This window comes from Treponema primitia, assembly GCF_046533075.1.
GTDB classification, from domain to species: domain Bacteria; phylum Spirochaetota; class Spirochaetia; order Treponematales; family Breznakiellaceae; genus Termitinema; species Termitinema primitia_B.
Map to the genome: position 1 here is coordinate 1 of NZ_JAJQRB010000053.1, position 21449 is coordinate 21449.

The window sequence follows — 21449 nt, forward strand, 5'->3', positions numbered from 1 at the left end:
AGCGGGGCTGCGGAAGCAGACTCTACAAGCGTGCTCGGTCAGGGATGCCCCTCCCCCGTCCGTTTATGCCGATAAGATATCAAATCCGCAGCCGCTCCACATGGTGATAAGCCTCTGCGCGCAGCCCCTTGACCTGTTCATCCGCCAGATATTCGTCAAAAGGCATCATCCGGTCGATGATCCCCCCAGGAATATTGCCGGGTACTATTTCGATAATCCGGTTCGCCACGGAGCCTACGAACTCGTGGTCGTGGGAGTTGAAGAGGAGTACCCCGGGAAAGGCGATGAGCCCGTCGTTAAGGGCGGTGATGGCCTCCAGGTCCAGATGGTTGGTGGGCTCGTCCAGGATGAGTACGTTGGCCCCGGAGAGCATCATCTTCGCGAGCATACACCGGACCTTTTCACCCCCGGAGAGGACGTTCACCGGCTTTAGGGCCTCGTCCCCGGAGAAGAGCATACGACCAAGAAAACTGCGCACATAGGTATCGTCCTGGTCTGCGGAATACTGTTTTAGCCAATCGGTGATGGATAAATCGGAGTTAAAGAAACTGCTGTTTTCCTTGGGGAAGTAGGAGAAGGCTGTGGTCTGCCCCCAGTAGTAGTCCCCTAAAGCGGGTTTGCTCACCCCTGCCAGGGCGTCGAAGAGGCTGGTTTTTGCCAGATGCTCCGCCCCCACTAAAGCTATTTTATCGTTCTTATTAACAGTAAAGGTAATTTCCTGGGACAGCGCTTCGCCGCCGGGGTTTTCAAGCTCCACACGCAGTTTTTCTATGCGCAGCACATTGTTGCCGATTTCCCGTTCCGGCTTAAAGCCCACGAAGGGAAACCGTCTGCTGGTAACCACCACATTGTCCAGGTCCAGCTTTTCCAGCACCTTCTTGCGGCTCGTGGCCTGACGGCTCTTGGCGGCGTTGGAGGCAAAACGCTGGATAAATTCCTTCAGTTCCCGGGCCTTATCTTCGTTTTTCTTTTGCTGATCCTTAGCCTGGCGCTGGAGCATCTGGCTCATCTGGTACCAGAAATCGTAGTTCCCCGAATAGAGGGATATCCTGCCGAAGTCAATGTCGCAGATATGGGTACACACCGCATTGAGAAAGTGCCGGTCATGGGAAACCACAATAACCGTGTTGGGAAAGTTGATGAGGAATTCCTCCAACCAAGTGATGGATTCCAGATCCAGGCCGTTGGTGGGCTCGTCCAAAAGGAGCAGGTCAGGGTTGCCGAACAGCGCCTGGGCCAAAAGTACCCGGACCTTCTTGGATTCATCCAGATCCGCCATGAGCTTTCCATGGTCCTCCTCGTCCAGACCCAGCCCCGAGAGGAGCTGCCCCGCCTGGGATTCCGCTTCCCAGCCCCCAAGCTCGGCGAAATCCGCCTCAAGCTCGCTGGCTTTCATCCCATCCGCTTCGGTAAAGTCTTCCTTGGCGTAGATCGCCTCCCGCTCCTTCTGTACCGCATAGAGCTTCCCGTAGCCCATGATCGCGGTCTCCATGGCGGAGTATTTCTCGAAGGCGAAGTGGTCCTGCCGGAGCACCGCCATCCGTTCGCCGGTACTGACGGACACATCGCCCTTATCGTGCTCGGTTTCCCCGGAAAGTATATTGAGAAACGTGGATTTCCCCGCGCCGTTTGCGCCGATAACGCCGTAACAGTTCCCGGGGGTAAATTTTAGGTTAACATCCTTGAAAAGGATACGCTCTCCAAAGCTGAGACTGAGTTCGGTAACGGTAATCACTGATTATTCTCCAAGGTTTTAATGCTGGGATCCATTGTACCGGAAAGCGGAGATTGTTTCCAGGGTTCTATTTGTCGCCGTAATGGCCGCGGCATTGGGATATTTCGATATTCATTTTTCCATCGCTTCAAGCTCTTCCATTGTTTTTACAATGAACTTCCCCTCATCCGCTTCCTTTATGGATTGCAACAGTACCTTCATATTTGATTCGCTATAGAAGGGATCGCTTTCCGCGCTGATTTCAAAGGGTATCTTCTTTTGCCGGACCGCCTGACGCACAAAAACGTTGAACGCCGTACTTATGGTCATGCCCAATTCGCTGAAAAGTGATTCCGCCTGTTTTTTTAAGCCCTCGTCCATACGTATATTGATATTGGTTTGTGCCATTTTCTTACTCCCAATCATATTGTATATAAATTCACGCACAAAGTCAATATATTTATATACTTCGCGAAATAGATCTTCACAGAGAAAGCACTAAGCTTGACCCAAGAATCCCGCTAAAAAAATATAAATTTTCCGAATCCGGTAAAGCATAATCCATCCTCGTCCCCTAATAGGGGGAGGAGGCGCTTATGGCGATTTATCACACCAGGGATAACAGTGTTAAACTTATCCTGGGCAACCACGAACTCTTTGTGGAATTCCTGCGGGATTTCATACCCATCGACCTGTTAAAGGATATTCACCCCGATGATATCGAAGACCTCACCGAACGGTTCCTACCCCTCTTTCAGGACGGACAGGATTCAGACACGGTGAAACGGATCAACCTAAAGGGAAAGGCACCCCTTTTTGTTATCGCCATCGTGGAGCACGAGTCAAAGGTTAATTTCCGGTCCAGCTTCAAAATGCTGCAGTACATTTGCCTGGTCCTGGACAACTATGAAAAGGAGGTAAATCAGGAAACGAAGGGGATCAGCTCAACCAAGGACTTCCACTATCCCCCGGTATTGCCGGTAGTTTTCTATGACGGCCCCGGCCCCTGGACTGCGGAGCTGAACTTTCTGAACCGAACCGACCTGAATGAGGTGTTTCACAAGTACATCCCCAAGTTCGAGTACGAACTGGTGGATTTGAAACGGTATACCCAAGAAGACATCATCCGGTTTAACGACACCCTCTCCCTTATCATGCTCATCGATCAGTTGAAAACCCATGACGGGAATTCGGTTCTGAGCAAAATACCCCGGGAATATTTTACAGAACGGGCATTGAAAATCCCTGAAAACCTGCGTAAAGTGATAGATGATGTCATAACCGTTCTGTTAGATCGCCTGGACTACCCCGAAGAAACAATCCGGGAGGTGACCATGCAAATTACCGGGAAGGAGGGTTATATGCTTTTTGACGGGTTTGTGAATGCAGTAAAAGAGGAACGCCGCATTCAAAGAGAAGAAGGCCGGGAAGAAGGCCGAGTGGAAACTCTAAATGAGGTTCTGGAACTCTTAAAACAAGGATATCGGGTAGAAGAGCTTGAAGCAAAACTATCTTCTAAAATCGTAAACAAATGAAATTCTGCGGAACAAGCTCCGGGGTATTAAACTAGACTCGCGAATGGATTGAGATCCTCTAGTCCTTCGGTTTATTCTTGAATATCCCGAGTAACCTGCCCAGGATGCCCTTCTTCGCCGCAGTCTGCCCACCGGTTTGCGGCGCGGCCTTGGCTGGTGCGCCTTGGTTTGGCCGCTTGGACTGGCCGGCTCTCTGGCCGCCGGGCCTTTGGTTACCGGACCGCTGGTCCCCGCCGCCCCGCCGTTTCTCGCCGGGCCGCTGGTCTGCAGACCGCGGGCTGCCGGGTCGTTGGTCCCCGCCTTGGCGTGGGTCTCCCCCCTGGCGCTGATCCCCGCTATCCCGCTGATCCCGGGGCTTTCGATCTCCGCCGTCACGCCCTCGTCTGCCGGTGTTTCGACTTTGGCTCTGGTCGTCCCTTCTTCCCTGGCCTTTTCCGGCGGAATCTTCGCCGGGCTTTCCTTCGTACTTCTGTTTGTAGTAGGCCATCCGCTCTTCCTGGGAAAGGCTGGCCAGCTCCGGCGCGCCGCGTCCGGAACCATCCCGGGGACCGGTACGGTGTCCGCGGCCTTCAGACCGAGCGGCGCCTGCCTCACCCTGGGGGCGATCCCCTTGCGGCCTTGGTCCGGCATGCCGGGGGCTTTCGCTGTGATGGGGGGCTCCGGGAGGGCCTTCGCGCCGGCGTCCATCGCCGCGGTGCATACCCGGGCCGGGACGCCGGCCTTCGCTGTGGCGGCTATCCCTGCGGCTGTCGCGGCCGCGATCATCCCGCCGGCCACGGTCGTCGTAGCTATCGGTACGGATGCGCATACCATCGCTCTTGTCTTCCCCGTAGAGCGATTCGTCGGCAATGATGGAGGGTATCTTCTTTCCGATATATCGTTCAATGTCCGGCAGTTCGTAAACATCCTGCTCACTGGCCAGGGTGATAGCCTTGCCGGACTTTCCCGCCCGGGCGGTACGGCCGATGCGGTGAACGTAGTTTTCAGCTTCAATGGGGATGTCGTAGTTGATCACCATGGACAGGTCGTCAATGTCCAGACCCCGGGCGGCCACGTCGGTGGCCACCAGGAAGCGGACCTTGCCGGCCTTTACATCCTCGATGATTTTGAGCCGCTTTGACTGGGGCAGATCCCCCATGATAAATTCACAGTTGATGCCGTTTATTTCCAGGCGCTTGGCCACAATTTCGGTGTACTTTTTAGTATTGCAGAAAATGATGGCGCTTTCGGGTTTTTCCCGTTGCAGAATACCCATGAGGAACTTCATTTTTTCATCACTATGAACATGGTAGAGAACCTGTTCGATCTCCTCCACGGTCACCGTTTCCGGCTCAATTTCGATTTCGTGGGGGGACTTGGTATACTCCCAGGCGAGGTTTTTGACCCAGGCGTTCAGGGTTGCGCTGAAAAGCATGGTCTGACGCCGGTCCGCAGGGGGCACTACCTTGATAAGCTTCCGCAAATCCGGGTAAAAACCCATATCAAACATACGATCCGCCTCGTCTAAGATCAAAAAGGCGATATCCATGAGGTTCATATAGCCGGAACTGTTCAGATCCAGCACCCGTCCGGGGGTTCCTACCAGAATCTGGGCGTTATCCCGGAGTAATTGCTGCTGCTGACCGTAGCCTACCCCGCCGTAGAAGCTCCCTACGATAAAGGGGAGGTATTTTCCCAACTGTTTCGCCTCTTCCTCCACCTGAACCGCCAGTTCCCGGGTGGGGACCATGATGATCGCCTTTTTTCCGTTTATAAGGGGTTCCGAAAGGAGACGCTGAAATATGACAATCAGATAAGCGGCGGTTTTTCCCGTACCGGTCTGGGATTGCACATAGAGGTCCTGACCTCCAAAGGCGCTGGAAAGCACCTGTTCCTGAACGGGCATACAGCTTACATATCCCATTTCGGCTATACCCCGCTGAAGATCGGGGTGTAAAGTAAATTCGCTAAATTCCATGTTCACTTAGTATATGGGTTTTGGGGGAAATAGGGAAGGGGCAAGTGTAAGGCGTAATATTGACAGCATATGCAAAATGCATTATTATTGCATACATGGAGGTTTTTATGCCATTATTGCAGGTAAGGGATTTCCCAAAAGAACTCTACGATACCATTTCCCGGGTAGCAAAAACAGAAAATCGCAGCATTCCGCAACAAACAATAGTTTTGCTAAAAAATGCATTAAATATAAGCGATGAAAGAATGGCGAGAAGACGGGCGGTATTGGAAGAAATTGATAAGCTCAATATAGACCGGGTACAGCAATTCCCCGATCCGGCTGAATTAACCCGGGAGGACAGAGATAGGTGATTATAGTTTTAGATAGTAACGCTGCGATTGAAATTGTATTAAAACGGGAAAGGGGAACTATTTTCAGGCGCTTAGTTGAATCGTCCGAAAAAACAATCACCTCGGAATTCTTTAGGATTGAAGTGGCCAATGTAATACGGAAATATTATAGGGGAAACTATATACAAAAAGAAGACTGCGTTAAATTATTAGAATTATCAGAAAACCTAATAGATGAATTTATTCCCGTATCAGAAAACAATGTAGAAGCATTGCATGAAGCGATACGCCTGGATTACTCGGCCTATGATATGCTCTATTTGACCCTTGCGCGAAGAACCGGGGCAACACTCATAACCCTTGATAAGCTGTTAAATAGTATCGCTGAGAAGGAAGGGATAGAGATAGTGACGCAAGTTTAATGCTACAAAGAGGGGTTTCTTAGCAGTTCCCGCGGCTTGGACCCCTGGGCGGGTCCCACAACACCGTTGTGTTCCATCAATTCCACCAGCCGGGCCGCCCGGTTGTAGCCTATCTTGAGGCGGCGCTGGATGTAGCTGGCGCTGGCCTTTTGCTGCAACATCACGATTTCCAGGGCTTTTTCGTAGAGGGGATCGTTTTCGTCGTCGAACAGGGATGGGCCAAGATCGTCCTCTTCATCGTCGATGAAGATCTCGTCGTCGATATAGTCGGGCTCGCCCAGGCCTTTGACAAATTCCACCACCCGTTCCACCTCTTCTTCGGAGACAAAGGCCCCCTGGATGCGGATGGGGAAGGGGTCCACCACTCCGGCGTAGAGCATATCACCCTTGCCCAACAGTTTTTCTGCGCCCACCAGGTCGATGATGATGCGGCTGTCCATTTTGCTGGCCACCATGAAGGCGATGCGGCTGGGGATATTGGCCTTGATAAGACCGGTGATTACGTCGATGGAGGGGCGCTGGGTGGCTAATACCAGATGGATGCCCACGGCGCGGCTCATGGCGGCCAGGCGGGCAACGGTGTTTTCCAGTTCCTTTCCGGTGGTGGCCATGAGGTCGGCAAACTCGTCGATCACCACCACGATATAGGGCATGTGTTCCGCCGCCATATTCCGCTCTTTGATACGCCGGTTGTAGCTCCGTATGTCCCGGACGCCCATGGAATCCAGGCAGGCGTAGCGCCGTTCCATCTCGTAGATACAGTACTGCAGAGCCTGGAAGGCCTTTTTCGGCTCGGTGATCACCGGGGTTAAAAGGTGGGGGATGTCGTTGTAGAGTTTAAGCTCCACGATCTTCGGGTCTATCAGGATGAGCCGGCAGTCCGCAGGGGAACGCTGATACAATATGGAAAGAATCATTGCGTTAACGCAGACCGATTTTCCCGATCCGGTGGCGCCGGCGATAAGCAGGTGGGGCATCTGTACGAGATCCACGGTCTGGGCTTCCCCGGATATGTCCTTCCCTAGGATCACGGGAATCTCCATCTTCTTTCCTTCGTGGTCCTTTTCCCGGCGTTGTTCCCCCTCAATGATTTCCCTGAGGGACACGATGTTCCGCTTGGCGTTGGGCACCTCGATGCCCACGGCGTGTTTGCCGGGAATGGGGGCCACGATACGGATGGACGATGCGGCGAGCCGCAGGGCGATATTGTCCCCAAGGTTTACGATCTTGGAGAGCTTTACCCCCGGCGCGGGGAGTATGTCGAACATGGTGATCACCGGCCCCTTGCTTATGCCCGTAACCTCCGCCTGTATCTTAAATTCCTCCAGGGTTCCCTTCAGGGTTACCGCCGCAGCTCTGGTGGCGTCATCAATGATCCAGTACTGGCCGTCGGGGTACTGGTTAAGTATCCCCTCCACGGGCACCTTGTAGGCGCCCCGGCGTTTCGCCTTGGGGGCCTTCCCCTTAGGCTGGGTATAGGGCAACTCCGGCTCGTCGGAAACGGCGCCTGGAACGGTGCCTGGCACCATTTCGTCATCGTCGTCAAAAACGGCGCCTGGCATCATATCGTCGTCGTCGTCGTCATCATCGGTGCCTGGCACCATATCGGATCCAATATCATCCGTAAAGTCCCCGGATTCAAAAAAGGGATCCAGTCCAATTTTGTCGATGGAAGGCAGATCCGCATCAGGGTCAGGCTGATATTCCTGTTCCGCCGGGACCGGTATCGGCTCCGGTAAGAGCAGGGGCCGCGGCTTTTTTTCCTGGGGCTTTTTCAGTTCCTTTCCGTACCGAATGGCCTCAGGGCCGGGGAAAAAGAGGGAGGTCAGGGCCATGATCAGGAAACTTTCTATCACCGTCATGAGGATGATGATCAGGCTAAAACCTATCCGGCCGGTTTTTGCGAGAAAATCCCATTCCAGGGAACGGACATTGAAGTCCCGAAGAAAGGCGAAACCTATGGCTAGGGTTAAAAAGGGAAAAGTAGTGCCGGTAAGGATGAAAATCCGGTCCGGCCGGAAATGGGGGTCCGCCAGAAGTACGGCGGCTATCAGCAGGTAGAGGGGGATCGCAAAGGACAGAATACCGTAGGCGCGTACCAGAAAATCCCCGGGACCACGGGCAAGTTCAGGGTTATTGACCAGCGCCCCGGTTATGGAGATCCCCAGAAGCGCCGCAAGCAGGGCCAGCACAAGGGCGGAAAAAATCGAGGCAACCCGGAAGCGTAAATCGGGACGGGCAAAAAAGGCTTTCAATGTTCTCAGGGGGTTAAACCTACTTGGCACGGACCGATTTCCTCCATTTGTGGTGATTTGAGACGTATGTCCTATCTATAGATATCGGCAAGAACTGCTTCCATCGTCATATCATAATACAGATATCCGTAGGCAGCGGCGGCGGCCAGAACCTTTCGGGCGTATTCCCGGGTTTCGTTGTACTCAATGGTTTCCAGGAATAGGTCCCCGGGCAGTTTCGGCTCGGCGCTCCGCCAGCGGCGGATCCGGCCTATACCGCCGTTATAGGCCAGCAGGGCAAGCATGGGGCTTTCGGTACGGTCCATGAGGTAGCGGAGGTACACCGCCCCCAGGTGCATGTTTGCCGCCGGGTCTTCCAGGTTTATCTCCCCGCCCCCGGCGTAATCCGGTCCTCCCTGCCGGCTAATCCGGCCCGCCATGTCTTTGGCGGTGGCGGACATGAGCTGGGTAAGCCCCACCGCCCCGGCGGAGGAATGAATATTCGGGACAAAGGCGCTTTCGGTACGGATAAGCCCAAAGAGAAGTTCCGGGGGGATATCCGCATCCCGGGCGCGGTTCTCCGCTAAATCTCCAAAGGCGCGGGGATAGTGGAGCTCCATATCCCGCCGGTTCATCACATAATTTTCCCGATCCGCATAGAGGGAAACCACCCGAATGGATTCCCCCCAGCGTTCCGCATTGGCAAAGGCGGAGGCCAGGGTCCGCAGTTCTTTGGGGCTGAACCTATCCGCATCATTTTGCAGATAGGGAAAGACAAGGTGAGCAGCGCCGTACTCAAAAAAACCGAGGAGGAATGCTAAGTCATCGGACGTAGTATTGGATTCCTGGTCTGCAGCGCTTTGGTCCGACAGCCCGGGAACGGCGTTCAGCCCCAGCCGGGAAGCGGCCATGGCCCGGTAATAAAATGAAGCGTTCCCCTGGTTTAAGGCGGTTCGGAAGTACTCCTCCGCCGGCTTGGGAGCTGCCGGTAAAAGGCCTTCGGAAACGGCCCGGCCCAGGATATAGGCGTATTTTGCGATGCTTCCCCCATCGGATCGGTTTTCGATGAGGGCAAATACCTCCGCAAGGGTGTTCCAGCGGCGGTTAACCACAAGATACCGGGCCAGGCGATCCAGGATATCGGAAAAATAGCTGTCCCGGTTCCACTTGGGCAGCCACCGGCTTATAAGGGAGGCGGTTTCCCGGGGCTGCTCCTGAAGGCTCATGCTGAGGATATACCAGATACAGACATCAGCCTGAAGCGGATCGGCGGCATAGTCCAAGGCCTGGGCAAAATAGTCCGACGCCTGGGAATAATGGCCCAGTTGGCGCTGAATTCTGCCCGCATAGTAGAGAATGCGGTACCGTATCTCCGGAATGTCAGGGGCTTTACGCTTATTCCAGTCCAGGAACAGATTCATCCCATCGGCCGGGGCGGAGCCGTACAGGAATGCCCGGCCCAGATCCCCCAGCAAGGCGGGATACTGAAAGAAAAGCCCCTCCTCCAGCTCCAGGGTCTTCCGGAAATGGGCCAGTCCCTCACCGTAGGCCAAGCGGTTTATGGAAAAATGACCCGTCACCGCCTCTGCCCTGGCGGAACCCACGGCATCCGTAAGCCGGTCTCCGATTTCCTCCAAGGCCCAACGCTGCGCGGAGGACTGCGTCGCAAATAGCGCTTCTTCATGGACAGATTCCCCGGAAGCTTCAGGGCCTTGGCCTAGAAAAAAATCTGATAACGCTTCGGAATCTATAGAACCCGATTTGAGGGCAGCCAGGAGGATGAAGGCGCGATCCCATGCTCCGGGGTTGGCCGTATCTTTATACAGGGCTTCAATTTCGGTAAAGCGGCCCAGGTGGTAGAGGCAGGCTGCTCTGAGGGTCAGAATAGCCGGCTGGGCGATCCGCCGCTCCTTGGATTCCAGGCGGCCCAGGAAGGAGCGGACCGAAACGGCGTCCCACTCCGGGAGGGACCGCAGCAGTTCCCGGGCGGCTTCCCGTTGGAGCCTCCCCTTCCCGTCCAGCGCCGCCTCGAATAGCGCCGGTTCCCGCGCATCGGTCCCCTTACCCTGGGATTTAAGCAATAACCCAGCGTAATAGGGCGCCGAAACATGGATTCGGGCAAGCTCCCCCATCGTGTCCGGGGGGCTGTCAAGGATGAACAGGATATCCCCATTCCGCAGCTTTTGCGCCGCCGCATCCCGGCTTATGCCCAAAACAGTGTCGGCGCCACACGATCCAAGGCTAAGAAGGGAGACGATGAGGATAGATAAAAGCCGGGGTATCAATGAACCCTTAATTTCTTGGAGGAATCCTGATGGTGGTTCCTGAAATAATAAGATTCGGATTCCGGATCTTATTAAACCGGGCAATACGCGGATACAACCAAGGATTACGATAAAATGCCTCCGAAATATCCCATAGTGTATCACCCCAGCGTATTTTATAGGGCGCCCCGCCTCTGGGAATTGTCTGCGGAACCCGATACGAGGCTACCGGCGCCGGGGTTCTGGTCCGGGCGGCTCGGGGTATTGCTCCGGGGGCCGCAGCCTTGGGCTGCTGCTGGGAAGCCGAGATAACCGGTATCGAAGCCGCTTCCTTGGCAATTGTAGAAGGAGCGGGTGTTGCAGACGAGCCGGAAACCGCTTCTGCGGTAAGTGCGGCAATTGTAGACGGATCTTGGGTTGGCGTTGCCGGCGGCTGTGAAGGAACCGCTTCCGCTGCCGGATCGGGTGTTGCAGGCGCTGTTTGCACCGAAGTTTCCTGCGCCGAAACCGCCGTACGGCTCCGGCCGGTCCGAATCGCTATGCCCGTATCGTTAAAGAAGAAGAAATAGAGCACGCCGCAGACCACCAGAAGAAGTATAACGGCAACTGCCGCTAAAACCCAGGGAGGGCTCTTCTTTTCATCATCCTTGTGTAGGGAAGAGGCCTTATCATAGAGCCCCCGGGGAGGATGTTCGCCGGAATCCAGTTCAAATTCGGGAATTTCCTCGTCCACCCCATCTTCTTCCATAGAAGTGAGAGAAACACTGAGATGCTGTTTTTCGCCGTTTACGGAGGTATCCAGGTCCACGGCGTCCGCAGAAATTTCCCCCGCAGCGTTGGAAGAGAGAACCATCTCTATGGAAGGCTCCCCCTTAGACCGGGGTTTTAGATTCTCCACCACAAGACTGCCGACATACAGGGCATCGGCCATGGTTTTGGCAAAACTATTGTAGAGATCTATCTGGACACTCTTCTGATTATCGTGAACGGTGGTAAGAATAAGCCGTTTCTTGATCGGCGAGTTTTCCTCCATGATGGGATAAAACTCACCGTTTGCGACCTTAATACCAATAGTTGACGCCATTGGTTTTGCTCCTTTCAAGAGAAAATAAACTTACTTAGACTTTAGTCGTGGTTATTACCATTGTCAACCGTTTTAATTACCGAACAGCCTCTGCAGGAAATCTTGAAGAATGTTGATTTTTTACCGATACTGTCATCATGGGTGGATTCATTCCTATTCTGGCCGTTGTGGTAGTGCTTATTCTCGGTGTTTTCCTTGCCATAACAATAATGGGCCGTTCTAAAGGAATAGGAGACGACGGCAGCGGAAAGAAATCAAAGGGCAGGGACGCCATCTTAAAGGACGCCAATAAACGCCTGGCCCAAAACCCCCATGATCTTCAGGCCCTCACCGCCCTGGGGAACCTGTATTACAAAGAAGAAGCCTGGGACGATGCCTTTAAAACCTATGGGATACTGCTGGAAATTGCTCCGGGACATCAGGATGCCAATTTATTTGAAATAAATCTCCATTACGGAATTTCCGCCCTGAAAAAGGGCCTGCAAAATGAGGCCTACAAGGGCCTTTCCGCCGCCCGGGTCCTTAAGCAGGATAATTTTGAGGTCAACTTTAACCTGGGAGTTCTGGAATTCCAGAAAAAGGGCTACGAGAAGGCCATACAACTGCTCCAGCAAGCCCGGACCCAGGACCCGGAAAACCCGGCCGCCCTGCGCTACCTGGGACATTCATTTTTTAAGCTTAAAAAATACCGGGAAGCCATGAATTTTATCCGCAAGGCCATTGAAATTGCCCCGGATGATAAGGAATCGCTCTATACTTTGGCGGAATGTTACTACGATGCGAACCAGGTTGATCAGGCCCTGAAGATTTTCAGCCACCTGCGGCCCGATCCGGTGATGGGCCCCAAAGCCTGCCTCTTTGCGGGGACCATCAACATGAACCAGCACCAGGAGGAGAAGGCCATCCTGGACTTCGAGATTGGGCTGAAACATCAGAGTATCAAACCGGATGTTTTACTGGAATTAAAGTACCGTCTGGCTACTCTGTTTCTTAAGCGGCAGGAAATCGGCAAGGCCCTGGTCCACCTTAAGGATATTCAGAGCATCAACGCTTCCTATAAAGACGTGAACCTCCTTATCGGGAAATACCAGGAACTCAACGCAAATAAAAACTTGCAGATCTTCCTCATGGCCCCGTCGGCGGATTTTGTCGCCCTCTGCCGGAAGGTGGTGATGAGTTTTTATAACAAGGCCAAAACAAAGATCACCAATATCGCGGTAAATAAGAACGAATGGGCGGATATTCTTGCGGATGTTGACTCCCCGAAGTGGTCCGACACGGTGATGTTCCGTTTTATCAGAACCCCGGGCTCCATCGGGGAACTTATCCTGCGGGATTTCCACTCCCACCTCAAGGATGCAAAGGCCGGTAAGGGTATCTGTATCACCGTGGGGAACTTTTCCGATGAGGCCAAACGATTTACCGAAGCCCGGCTCATCGACCTTATTGAGAAGGACCGTCTCTCTGCGATACTGAATAATGTGGATGCCAAAAGCGGCGGCGCAGATCCGGGTAAAAAGAAATAAGCTTCCCTATAATACGAAAGTTTTTCCCCGGTTTGGTCGATATCTGTAGGTATGATGAATACGAATAGCGCCAATTGGAGTTCTCCCTTAATACGGTTCTTCCTCGGGCTGGGCATTGTCCTTTCCCTTTTTGCATCCTGTGCCACCCCTCCTCCGCCCCCGCCCCCCCCTCCTCCGCCTGTTGAGGAAAGTGTGGAAGACGATGTCTGGGCCCTTCTGGGGAAAGGCGAATTCGACACTGCCCAAAAGTTTTTTCTGGGACAGACACGGATCGATTCCACGGACACCAAGGGCCGGACCCCCCTGCATATCGCAGCGGAAGCGCGGAACCCGGAAATGACGGCATTCTTTATTGCCCAGGGCGCAAAAATAGATTTACTGGATCACGAAAACCATACTCCCCTTTCTGCGGCCATAGAGAAAAGGGACAGTGCAAGTGCCCGCCTGCTCATTGAAGCCGGCGCCAATGTTCATCATCCAGAGCCAAAAAGGCAAACCCCTGCTGTGGCATCTATCGCCATAGGAGGCGATTTCCTAAGAACCGTTTTGACCCCCACATCACTTCGGGCGGTTGATACCGACGGCAGAACCATGCTGCAACTGGCGGCCATAGCAGGAAATGCATCTGCCGTTGAAATCATCATTAATGCGGAGAGTGATCTTAAAGCTACCGATAAAAACGGGAAAACCGCTCTGGACCTTGCACTGGAAGAGGTAAACTCCAAAGAGCATTTTGACGTGGCGGAAAAACTCATTTTGGCGGGGGCTTTCTCATCGAACCCCATTTACAACTACCTTGCCCCGGCGGTACGGTCCTCTAACTACAATACCCGTATCGGTGACGGGATTGCCCCCCTGCACTTCGCTGCGGGAGAAGGTTATCCCGGTATGGCCCAATACCTCCTGGATAAAAAGGTGGATATCAATGTTAAGAACGCTGCGGGAACTACCCCCCTCCACGAAGCGGCCCGCTCGGGAAATCTTATCATCATGGATCTTCTCATCCGGCGGGGCGCGGACGTAAACGCCCAGGATGCCAAGGGAAATACCCCCATGCACATCGGGACCCCCCCGGCCAGCCACATGGGAGCCCTGTCCATGCTCCTCCTCAACGGGGCGGACCCGAATCTTCGGGATGAGCACGGCGAATCTCCCCTGCATATATTGATATCCCTGAACCGGACCCCTGAAACAATCGAGACGCTTTTAAAAGGCGGGGCGGATGTATCCATCAGGAACATCGAAGGAAAAACTCCGCTCTACCTTGCGGTCCAGGAAAACCGTGTTGACAGTATTAGTATTCTCCTGAGGTATAAGTCGGATCTCTTTGCGGCGGATAACGAAGGTGTTACCCCCTTTGAATTAGCCCTGCGGGAGAAGAGTCCTGTACTGCCCGCCCTGATTACCGAAGAAACGGTTCTGCAAAGCGACAGCACCGGAAACACCGCCCTGCATATCGGGGTAAAGGTCCACGCGGATACGGATGTCCTGGCCATGATTCTGGATAGAAAGGCCCTGGTCAATGCCCGGAATAAGGCGGGGGATACCAGCCTTCATTTGGCGGTTAGGGAGGATCTGCGGGAAGCAGGGGAACTGCTTATTGTCCGGGGAGCGGATATCTTTGCCAATAACGCTAACGGGGAGAGTCCCCTCTATCTGAGCTTCCCCGAAAAAATACCCCCGGGGAAAGTCCGGGAGTGGATACTCAATTCCACTACCATCATGGCCCGGGACGGCGCGGGGAATTCGATACTCCACTATGCCGCCCAGTGGAAACTGGATACCCATATTCCCCTGATCGTGCGGAAGGGCGTAAATCCCGATGTCCCCAACGCCATGGGGGAACCGCCCCTGTTTATGGCGGTTAAGGTAAATTCCCGCAATACCGTTCTCGCCCTGCTTGCAGAGGGAGCTCATATTGATGCCCGGGATTTCCAGGGGAACAGCTGCCTCCATGCAGCGGTACGGTGGAATTCGGTAAATGCGGCTCAGACACTTATCAGTAAAGCTGCGAACATCAACGCCCATGCCCTGAACGGAAAGACCCCCCTTCACGATTCCATACGCTGGGGCATAATCGAAATGGAAACCCTGCTCATCGGCAACGACGCGGACCTGGAAGTCCGTGACACCGAAGGGAATACTCCCTTCATGGAAGCGATACTCGCAGGCTACCGCGCATCGGCGGAGCGGCTTAACGAAATTGGAGCAGACCCCACCACCCGAAACAGCCGGGGGGACACTCCCCTGCATATCGCCGTAGCCCAGGACCGGGTTGACATGGTTACCCTCCTCCTCGGCTGGGGCGCCAAAATACACGCAAAAAATATTATAGAGAAGACCCCTTTCCAGGTCGCCCTGGTAACTTCCCCCCGGATGGTTTCCACCCTGCTTACCAGAGAATGGATAGGCGTGCCGGATGATGACGGCCACTCGCCCCTGCATATCGCCGTCCTGTCAAACGCTCCGGCGGAAATACTAAAGACCATCATCGACATGGGAGGCCGGGTATCGGCCATTGACGCCGATGGGAAGACCCCCCTTAGGCTGGCTCTGGAAAAGAATAAGTGGGATCAGGCCAAACTCCTGGCCGACGCGGGCTCCAACGTCTTTTCCGTGGCCGGTGACGGGAAGAGCGCCGCAGAAATCGCCATTACCAAGGGACGGGAAGCAATCAACGCGACCTTCAGCGGTAAGGCCATCGCCGCCCGGGACTCCACGGGAAACACTATTCTGCACTATGCCGCCCATACGGGTACGCCGGATCTTGTTTCCCTGCTCATTGATCTGGGGGCAAATAAAACTATCAGGAATATCTCCTCAGAAAGCCCGGGGGATGTGGCGTTGAAATGGCGTCGGTCGGATATCGCAGCGTTACTGAACGGCTAGGGTTTGCGGAAGAACCACGGGAGCCGGGCGGTTTGGCAAAGACGGGGGGAGGGATGGGCATCCCTGGCGCTCGCACGCTTGTAGAGTCTGCCTATGGAGCCCCTGCGGGTCTCCTCCGGCAGGGAATTCCAAATGTGCTCGGCCAGGGATGCCCATCCCTCCCCCCGCCATTGTCAGGTAGCCCCACACTTAGTTAGGCGATATGCCAGCTCCTTGTCAAATACAGGCTAAGTTCATAGGCGCTGGTACGATTGAATTGTATAATTTTTTCTGCCATGGTTTCTTTTTATGACAAATTGGTTTTGGTTAACTCATTTTATCATTTGACTGCAAACCTGTCTTTATTTGCAAAATATTATTGACACTACCAAATCTCTTCATTGAATGCCGTCCTTTGACTTTAAATTAGCATATTTTAATATGCGATGTTTTTTTAAACCTGAATTTAGTTTCATATCTGTAAAAATGAGAATAAATCCGCTGAAAGCATATGATACAATATCAAATAAATCACTTGTCAATTCTTTGTTTTTCAATGGTAAAATTACTTCATATAGTAATGAAAATATAATGAAGTAAAATATCGCTTCAAACAACAATTTTTTATTTTTCTTTAGCCCTAATAATATTTCAATATTACAAAATAGTGGCACACATACGATTAATGACAAAATATCTCCAATATACCATCTTATAGGAATAGCATTATATGAGAGACAAGTTCTTACAAGAATAAAATGGATAATATAAATTATTATTCCCGCACTCATTTGCGGTATTGCAATTAATTTATTCATAATATGAATCGCGGTATAGCATAATACAAAACAAAACTAATTAGTATTGCTCCTATTAGGATAGAAACAATTATGCCTCCAGTATTTGTCTCTTCTGATTTTACTGTTTGCGTTACAACAACTTTATTTGATTCATCGATCTTCCTTTCCGCAATATCAAATATGGATTTTATTTTTTTCCTATCACCTATGGCAATTATACCAAGTTCTGATAAATCATTTTCAGTTAGTTTTGAAATAATATCAAGGCTATTAAGTTTATGTTTATCAAATATAGAAATATATTCCGAAAGATTATTTTCTAGTAATATCTTATGCACAGGTGAAATTTCCTTAGCCGTCGTTGCTGTTTCAACTATTGCTTCCTGATTTCCGGAAAAATCTGAAATTTCTGGATTTTGTACTTTGTCTTTATAATTTAAAGAAAATAATTTAAGCATTTTTTTTATTGCTTCCCCGGTTATACCGAGTTTTACATAATCCGATTCGGTTAATTCAGACAACAATTCTCTATCGAGATTGTTTTCTTCAAAAATCATTACAAAAGGTTCGAGATTATTGTCAATTAAAACTTGCCATAGTTCTTTTTCCATGATGAAACACCTCCAAAAATATTACCAGCTAAAACTGAAGATCATTGGGTGATAAATATAACAATTATACAGACTACCTGATTCATTACATCTTCCAATAACAGTTATTTCCTGGCCTTTTGACAACTTTGAATATTCCATCCTTTTATTTTCGTTAAAATAGCAATTAACTCCTGAAATATTGGCTACTAATGGGTCATCTTTTGAATCTGCTCCTAATCCAGCACCAAGAAGAATGCCCAATGGACCAAAAAGCAAACCGCCAATTGCTGCACCCCCAAGTGTCGCTGCGCCATGGTCTATCCCAATACTATTTACATTGCCGGTAAGTGCAATGTACTTTCCGTTATAGTCTTTTGAAACTCGCGAACCAGACAAACGATGGGCAGGCGCAGGACCATCCGTGTTTATTTTTGTTTTAAGACTTGCGGCGTTATAATTTGTTGAATCTAGTCTTAATGATTCATTTAGGTCAGTTAAGGCTTTATTCCAATTATCCTGTCTATAATATGCAATAGCCCTGTAATAATATGATTCTGCTACGTTGAATCTTTTCTGAATTGATTGTGTATAATTTTCAATGGCTTTATTATCATCATTAAATGCAAGGTATGAGCAGGCAAGCCAATAATATATACTTGAATCTTTATAATTTTCAGAAGCGAGTTTATTAAAGTCTCCAATAGCTGAACGATAATTCTTTATTTTAATATACGAAATTCCACGTTTATAATATGCATCTAAAATATCGGGGTTTTTATTTAATGCGTTCGAGTAATTTTCAGTAGCTTGATAGTAATTATCCAAATTATAATAAGCGTTTGCGAGGTTATAGAAAATGTTTAAATATTCCGGATTAGTTCTTATAATATATTGAAAATCAATAATAGCTTTATCATAAAGTTTTAAATTGGCGTTTGCATTTCCACGCATAAAATATGCATCAAGCAATAGCGGGTTGTTCTCTATTGCTTTTGTAAAAGAATCAATAGCATTGACATAATTTGCTTGTGCATAATGAATATTTCCATTGTAAAAATAATCAACTGCTGATATAAGAGGTATGTTTAGTCCTTGAATAAATACACTGTCTGATTTTACTTTATCTTTTTTTTCTAAATGCAAATTACCCATATAATAATATGCTTTAATATTCTGTGGATTAATTGAAAGCGCTTGTTCATAATCCAAAAATGCTGCATCATAATCTTTTTTTTCGAGTAATGCATTGCCCCTTTCAATATAAGCGTCTATATAATCGAATTTAATTTCTAAGGCTTTAGAAAACTGAGTAATTGCCTGTTCATTATCAGATTTTAATACAAATATTTGACCGCGATAATAATATGCTTCGAAATTATTTGCATTGATTCTTATGACATTATTAAAGTCATTAATCGCTTCATTGTATTTTCCTGTTATCAAATATGCCTTACCCCGGTTAAAATAGCCTTTTTCATCGGTGACATTTGCAGTAGTATATTGAGAAAAGTCTTTTATTGCTTCTGAATACTTTCCGATTGTTAAATATGCCGTCCCTCTATTAAATAACGTTTTTGAATTATCGATTATATCAAATTGATTACTTATTTCCAATGCCTTTGAATAAGAGACTATTGCATTATCATATCTGCCACTTCCTTCATATTTTACACCCTGTTTATATAAAACAATTGGATAAACAAAAAAGTAGCCCAAAAAACATAATACAGTTACGGCAACAGTGATAACAGTGCCAATCAAGAGAATTCTTTTGATTTTCTTGATTTTAAATATTTTTGCATTCTTTCTTGCTTCTTCTCGGTATATTGAAAATAACTTTACAAGTTTTTTCCTATCTCCCATGGCCATAATTCCAAGGTTTTCCAAATCTGGTTCTTCTAAGTTTGCAATTGAGTTTACATCAACGAAGTTGTTTGTATCAAAGAGAGAAATATATTTTTCAAGATTGTTTGCTTTTAGGGCTTCTTCAATTTTTACTATCATTTTTTCGATCTCCTTAATTTGATGAAGCGGCGGCATAATACCGTCTGACACCCCATAGCGTCAATAGTGATAGTGTCCCTGGCAACATCTATCAGATCCAATAGTTGGGGGATGGCGGTAATTTCGTTGTTCTTTTCATCGGTAGTTACCTGCCCCAAGATCAAATTTTGCTCAGTAACCCAGGCACTCACTACATGCAGCGCCGTATGATCCCCTGCTTTCCCGCTCCCACAGATCGTTTTCCCGTCAATATTAACTTCCTGGCCGGTTTTCTCATGCTCCGCAAGCCATTCGTCTAGACATTTTTTCAGTTCCGTCGGGTTTATCCGTTCAAACAATCGCCGAAACGTGTCTTGGTCCGGTATTCCGTTGGGTAATACCAGAAATTCACGAAACCATATTTCCTGTTCATTCCCAAAATCTTCCATTGCCTCAAAATCTGCTTCCCCGATAAGGATTGTGCTGAATCCAATGACTATTATATCTATCAGCTTATGCCTGAAATTCCTTCCGAGCAGCCGGGGATCAGTGAGTTCACTCAATCCCGTTTTCAATCGCTTGATATCTTCTTCCACTATCTCCATGGTTCCTCCCATGGTTTATCTTCGTCTGATTGTCTCCTTGGTTTTAGCGGCTTCCTTCTCCTTCTTCTTGAGATTTTAGTAAATGCTTTTGCCCTGCTTCTGTTAACATCAAATATGTTGCGGTCTTTTTACCGAATAATACAAATGTAACTCTAATTAACCCATAATTAGAAAGGGTTTGAAGACATTCGTTGATATCATCTCTCGTTAATTCTGGAATTATCTTATATAAGTGTGAACCGTGATCTAATCTTTTTTGTAAATCGCAGTTCAATAGTTCAGATAATTTCAAAAAAACCAAACTTTCGGCTTCGGTTAATATATCCATGCATTACCCCCTCTTTTTCCTCTTTGTTCACTCATGACAGCACCTGACGTTAATGCATTCTCTGCCCATACTATTAAATTATCTTGCTTGAAATAGTCCAGTAAAATATATCGTAGCGTCATGAATATTAAATAATTTTGATGCTCTTCAGAAACTCCATATTGTCTAATAAATGTTTCAAAATTATTGGTATTTTTTTGCCCCATGCTTTTCCAAAAAAGCGGATACACGTTATCCCTTCTTGCTTGTTCTAATATTGCTCTTACTGTTGGTCCACTTATAGCATCTCCATCAATATATTGCGATGCAAATGAGTCACAATTCATTAAATCAGTCATTCCGCCAGCATAAATAAACATATTGGTAATACTAATAATTACACATAAAAATAGTAATTTCCGTTTCATAAAATCCTCCGTTTGTAGTAAGGCGAGCATTGGCCTTTCAGTCCGCCCACCCGCCGCTCCTCTGTTGTCCTCGCCCTCAAGGGCAGGCAGTAATTTTCGGGGTTTATACTATTTTTTGGATAAACCACCAATGGCTATAGAAGTTATGCTTCTATAGTATATAGAAGGTATAAATGTTTGTCAACAAGAGCCTCAAGAGGTTCTAATTAAGGAGGAGAATAGAGAAAGGAAAGGCGAAGTATGGAAGAAGAGGAACTCAAGGGTATTTTAGGTAAAAATATCAAGGCTTTTCGCCTTCGCAGGCAGTTTTCGCAAGCCGATTTGGCGGAAAAAGCCAATATTTCCATAACTTTTCTCTCAAACATTGAGCGGGGCAACAATTATCCCCAAGCCGGAACCCTCTGTAGTCTTGCCAAGGCTATGGGGGTGGAGGTTTGGGAGCTGTTCAAGAGCGAAGGGACCTCCGATGAACAACACGCCATTATTGATCGTATTTCCGAGGACTTTACCAAGCACGTTAATCTTGCCCTTCAAACGGTTTATAAGCAATACAAAGTCTAAACTGTCCCCCCAAAACCTTGTAAAGCCTCCAGGATCTTCATAAAACGGCCTTAAGAGTAGGAGCTATCCGCGGGACACGACCCCAAATCTAGGAACTGCATAACTAAGTTTGGCGCATTGTTTAGGGGCGGAAGGCTACCTAACTAAGTGTGGGGCTAACTGACAATGGCGGGGGGAGGGTGGGGCATCCCTGACCGAGCACATTTGGAATTCCCTGCTGTAGTAGACCCGCGCAG

General features: G+C 49.4%; 18 protein-coding genes. 6 read left to right on the forward strand and 12 right to left on the reverse strand.

Features of this window, described 5'->3' with window-relative positions; all coding sequences use genetic code 11:
* Positions 1 to 79 precede the first annotated feature (79 nt).
* Both LQZ19_RS11270 and LQZ19_RS11275 read right to left on the reverse strand, forming a co-directional pair.
* Positions 80 to 1735, reverse strand: coding sequence for an ABC-F family ATP-binding cassette domain-containing protein (locus LQZ19_RS11270; protein WP_411047765.1), 1656 nt, complete (start codon positions 1733 to 1735; stop codon positions 80 to 82).
* Between the two features lie 111 nt (positions 1736 to 1846).
* Positions 1847 to 2122, reverse strand: a complete 276-nt coding sequence (locus LQZ19_RS11275; protein ID WP_411047766.1) for a type II toxin-antitoxin system RelB/DinJ family antitoxin — start codon at positions 2120 to 2122, stop codon at positions 1847 to 1849.
* Positions 2123 to 2310: 188 nt separating this feature from the next.
* Between LQZ19_RS11275 and LQZ19_RS11280 the strand changes: the two genes are divergently transcribed.
* Positions 2311 to 3249, forward strand: coding sequence for an Rpn family recombination-promoting nuclease/putative transposase (locus tag LQZ19_RS11280; protein ID WP_411047767.1), 939 nt, complete (start codon positions 2311 to 2313; stop codon positions 3247 to 3249).
* Positions 3250 to 3307: 58 nt separating this feature from the next.
* Here LQZ19_RS11280 and LQZ19_RS11285 read toward each other — a convergent pair whose 3' ends face one another.
* Complete coding sequence (locus tag LQZ19_RS11285) at positions 3308 to 5206, reverse strand: DEAD/DEAH box helicase (protein ID WP_411047768.1); 1899 nt, start codon at positions 5204 to 5206, stop codon at positions 3308 to 3310.
* A 107-nt stretch (positions 5207 to 5313) separates the two neighbouring features.
* Here LQZ19_RS11285 and LQZ19_RS11290 point away from each other — a divergent pair, with 107 nt between their 5' ends.
* Both LQZ19_RS11290 and LQZ19_RS11295 read left to right on the forward strand, forming a co-directional pair.
* Positions 5314 to 5559: a hypothetical protein gene (locus tag LQZ19_RS11290; RefSeq protein WP_411047769.1), complete on the forward strand. Its 246-nt coding sequence runs from the start codon at positions 5314 to 5316 to the stop codon at positions 5557 to 5559.
* On the forward strand, positions 5556 to 5960 hold the full coding sequence (locus LQZ19_RS11295) for a type II toxin-antitoxin system VapC family toxin (protein ID WP_411047770.1): 405 nt from the start codon (positions 5556 to 5558) through the stop codon (positions 5958 to 5960). The genes LQZ19_RS11290 and LQZ19_RS11295 overlap by 4 nt, the downstream gene beginning before the upstream one ends.
* A 2-nt stretch (positions 5961 to 5962) precedes the next feature.
* Here LQZ19_RS11295 and LQZ19_RS11300 read toward each other — a convergent pair whose 3' ends face one another.
* Genes LQZ19_RS11300 through LQZ19_RS11310 form a run of 3 tightly spaced genes read right to left on the reverse strand, consistent with a single transcriptional unit; the run spans position 5963 to position 11542 of the window.
* On the reverse strand, positions 5963 to 8245 hold the full coding sequence (locus tag LQZ19_RS11300) for a DNA translocase FtsK (protein ID WP_411047771.1): 2283 nt from the start codon (positions 8243 to 8245) through the stop codon (positions 5963 to 5965).
* A 41-nt stretch (positions 8246 to 8286) separates the two neighbouring features.
* The gene (locus LQZ19_RS11305) at positions 8287 to 10479 is read right to left on the reverse strand and encodes a flagellar assembly lytic transglycosylase (protein ID WP_411047772.1); all 2193 of its coding nucleotides are present in this window, start codon (positions 10477 to 10479) and stop codon (positions 8287 to 8289) included.
* A 7-nt stretch (positions 10480 to 10486) separates the two neighbouring features.
* Positions 10487 to 11542 (reverse strand): Hsp70 family protein, encoded by a 1056-nt coding sequence (locus LQZ19_RS11310; RefSeq protein WP_411047773.1) that lies wholly within the window; start codon positions 11540 to 11542, stop codon positions 10487 to 10489.
* Positions 11543 to 11679: 137 nt separating this feature from the next.
* Here LQZ19_RS11310 and LQZ19_RS11315 point away from each other — a divergent pair, with 137 nt between their 5' ends.
* Both LQZ19_RS11315 and LQZ19_RS11320 read left to right on the forward strand, forming a co-directional pair.
* Entirely contained in the window at positions 11680 to 13068 is a 1389-nt protein-coding gene (locus tag LQZ19_RS11315; RefSeq protein WP_411047774.1) for a tetratricopeptide repeat protein, read from the forward strand.
* Positions 13069 to 13119: 51 nt separating this feature from the next.
* Positions 13120 to 15957, forward strand: coding sequence for an ankyrin repeat domain-containing protein (locus LQZ19_RS11320; protein WP_411047775.1), 2838 nt, complete (start codon positions 13120 to 13122; stop codon positions 15955 to 15957).
* 377 nt (positions 15958 to 16334) lie between these two features.
* Here LQZ19_RS11320 and LQZ19_RS11325 read toward each other — a convergent pair whose 3' ends face one another.
* From LQZ19_RS11325 to LQZ19_RS11350, 6 genes are read right to left on the reverse strand one after another with little or no spacing between them, the layout of a single operon-like run.
* On the reverse strand, positions 16335 to 16754 hold the full coding sequence (locus LQZ19_RS11325) for a hypothetical protein (protein ID WP_411047776.1): 420 nt from the start codon (positions 16752 to 16754) through the stop codon (positions 16335 to 16337).
* Positions 16751 to 17347: an SAM domain-containing protein gene (locus LQZ19_RS11330; RefSeq protein WP_411047777.1), complete on the reverse strand. Its 597-nt coding sequence runs from the start codon at positions 17345 to 17347 to the stop codon at positions 16751 to 16753. Before LQZ19_RS11330 ends, LQZ19_RS11325 begins: the two co-directional genes overlap by 4 nt.
* Before the next feature lie 21 nt (positions 17348 to 17368).
* Positions 17369 to 19333 carry a tetratricopeptide repeat protein gene (locus LQZ19_RS11335; RefSeq protein WP_411047778.1) on the reverse strand — a complete coding sequence of 655 codons (1965 nt, stop codon included), beginning with the start codon at positions 19331 to 19333 and terminating at the stop codon, positions 17369 to 17371.
* Complete coding sequence (locus LQZ19_RS11340; protein WP_411047779.1) at positions 19330 to 19917, reverse strand: ISAs1 family transposase; 588 nt, start codon at positions 19915 to 19917, stop codon at positions 19330 to 19332. Before LQZ19_RS11340 ends, LQZ19_RS11335 begins: the two co-directional genes overlap by 4 nt.
* A gap of 43 nt (positions 19918 to 19960) precedes the next feature.
* On the reverse strand, positions 19961 to 20245 hold the full coding sequence (locus LQZ19_RS11345; RefSeq protein WP_411047780.1) for a hypothetical protein: 285 nt from the start codon (positions 20243 to 20245) through the stop codon (positions 19961 to 19963).
* The gene (locus tag LQZ19_RS11350) at positions 20233 to 20652 is read right to left on the reverse strand and encodes a hypothetical protein (RefSeq protein ID WP_411047781.1); all 420 of its coding nucleotides are present in this window, start codon (positions 20650 to 20652) and stop codon (positions 20233 to 20235) included. The genes LQZ19_RS11345 and LQZ19_RS11350 overlap by 13 nt, the downstream gene beginning before the upstream one ends.
* Before the next feature lie 240 nt (positions 20653 to 20892).
* Here LQZ19_RS11350 and LQZ19_RS11355 point away from each other — a divergent pair, with 240 nt between their 5' ends.
* Positions 20893 to 21213: a helix-turn-helix domain-containing protein gene (locus LQZ19_RS11355; RefSeq protein ID WP_411047782.1), complete on the forward strand. Its 321-nt coding sequence runs from the start codon at positions 20893 to 20895 to the stop codon at positions 21211 to 21213.
* Positions 21214 to 21449 lie beyond the last annotated feature (236 nt).

Excerpts from the sequence above, each read along its gene's own strand:
- LQZ19_RS11280 (WP_411047767.1), top strand. The coding sequence starts at position 2,311 with ATGGCGATTTATCACACCAGGGATAACAGTGTTAAACTTATCCTGGGC.
- LQZ19_RS11345 (WP_411047780.1), bottom strand. The coding sequence starts at position 20,245 with ATGGATATATTAACCGAAGCCGAAAGTTTGGTTTTTTTGAAATTATCT.
- LQZ19_RS11275 (WP_411047766.1), bottom strand. The coding sequence starts at position 2,122 with ATGGCACAAACCAATATCAATATACGTATGGACGAGGGCTTAAAAAAA.
- LQZ19_RS11340 (WP_411047779.1), bottom strand. The coding sequence starts at position 19,917 with ATGGAGATAGTGGAAGAAGATATCAAGCGATTGAAAACGGGATTGAGT.
- LQZ19_RS11325 (WP_411047776.1), bottom strand. The coding sequence starts at position 16,754 with ATGAATAAATTAATTGCAATACCGCAAATGAGTGCGGGAATAATAATT.
- LQZ19_RS11335 (WP_411047778.1), bottom strand. The coding sequence starts at position 19,333 with ATGATAGTAAAAATTGAAGAAGCCCTAAAAGCAAACAATCTTGAAAAA.
- LQZ19_RS11320 (WP_411047775.1), top strand. The coding sequence starts at position 13,120 with ATGATGAATACGAATAGCGCCAATTGGAGTTCTCCCTTAATACGGTTC.
- LQZ19_RS11310 (WP_411047773.1), bottom strand. The coding sequence starts at position 11,542 with ATGGCGTCAACTATTGGTATTAAGGTCGCAAACGGTGAGTTTTATCCC.
- LQZ19_RS11315 (WP_411047774.1), top strand. The coding sequence starts at position 11,680 with ATGGGTGGATTCATTCCTATTCTGGCCGTTGTGGTAGTGCTTATTCTC.
- LQZ19_RS11355 (WP_411047782.1), top strand. The coding sequence starts at position 20,893 with ATGGAAGAAGAGGAACTCAAGGGTATTTTAGGTAAAAATATCAAGGCT.
- LQZ19_RS11290 (WP_411047769.1), top strand. The coding sequence starts at position 5,314 with ATGCCATTATTGCAGGTAAGGGATTTCCCAAAAGAACTCTACGATACC.
- LQZ19_RS11285 (WP_411047768.1), bottom strand. The coding sequence starts at position 5,206 with ATGGAATTTAGCGAATTTACTTTACACCCCGATCTTCAGCGGGGTATA.
- LQZ19_RS11350 (WP_411047781.1), bottom strand. The coding sequence starts at position 20,652 with ATGAAACGGAAATTACTATTTTTATGTGTAATTATTAGTATTACCAAT.
- LQZ19_RS11330 (WP_411047777.1), bottom strand. The coding sequence starts at position 17,347 with ATGGAAAAAGAACTATGGCAAGTTTTAATTGACAATAATCTCGAACCT.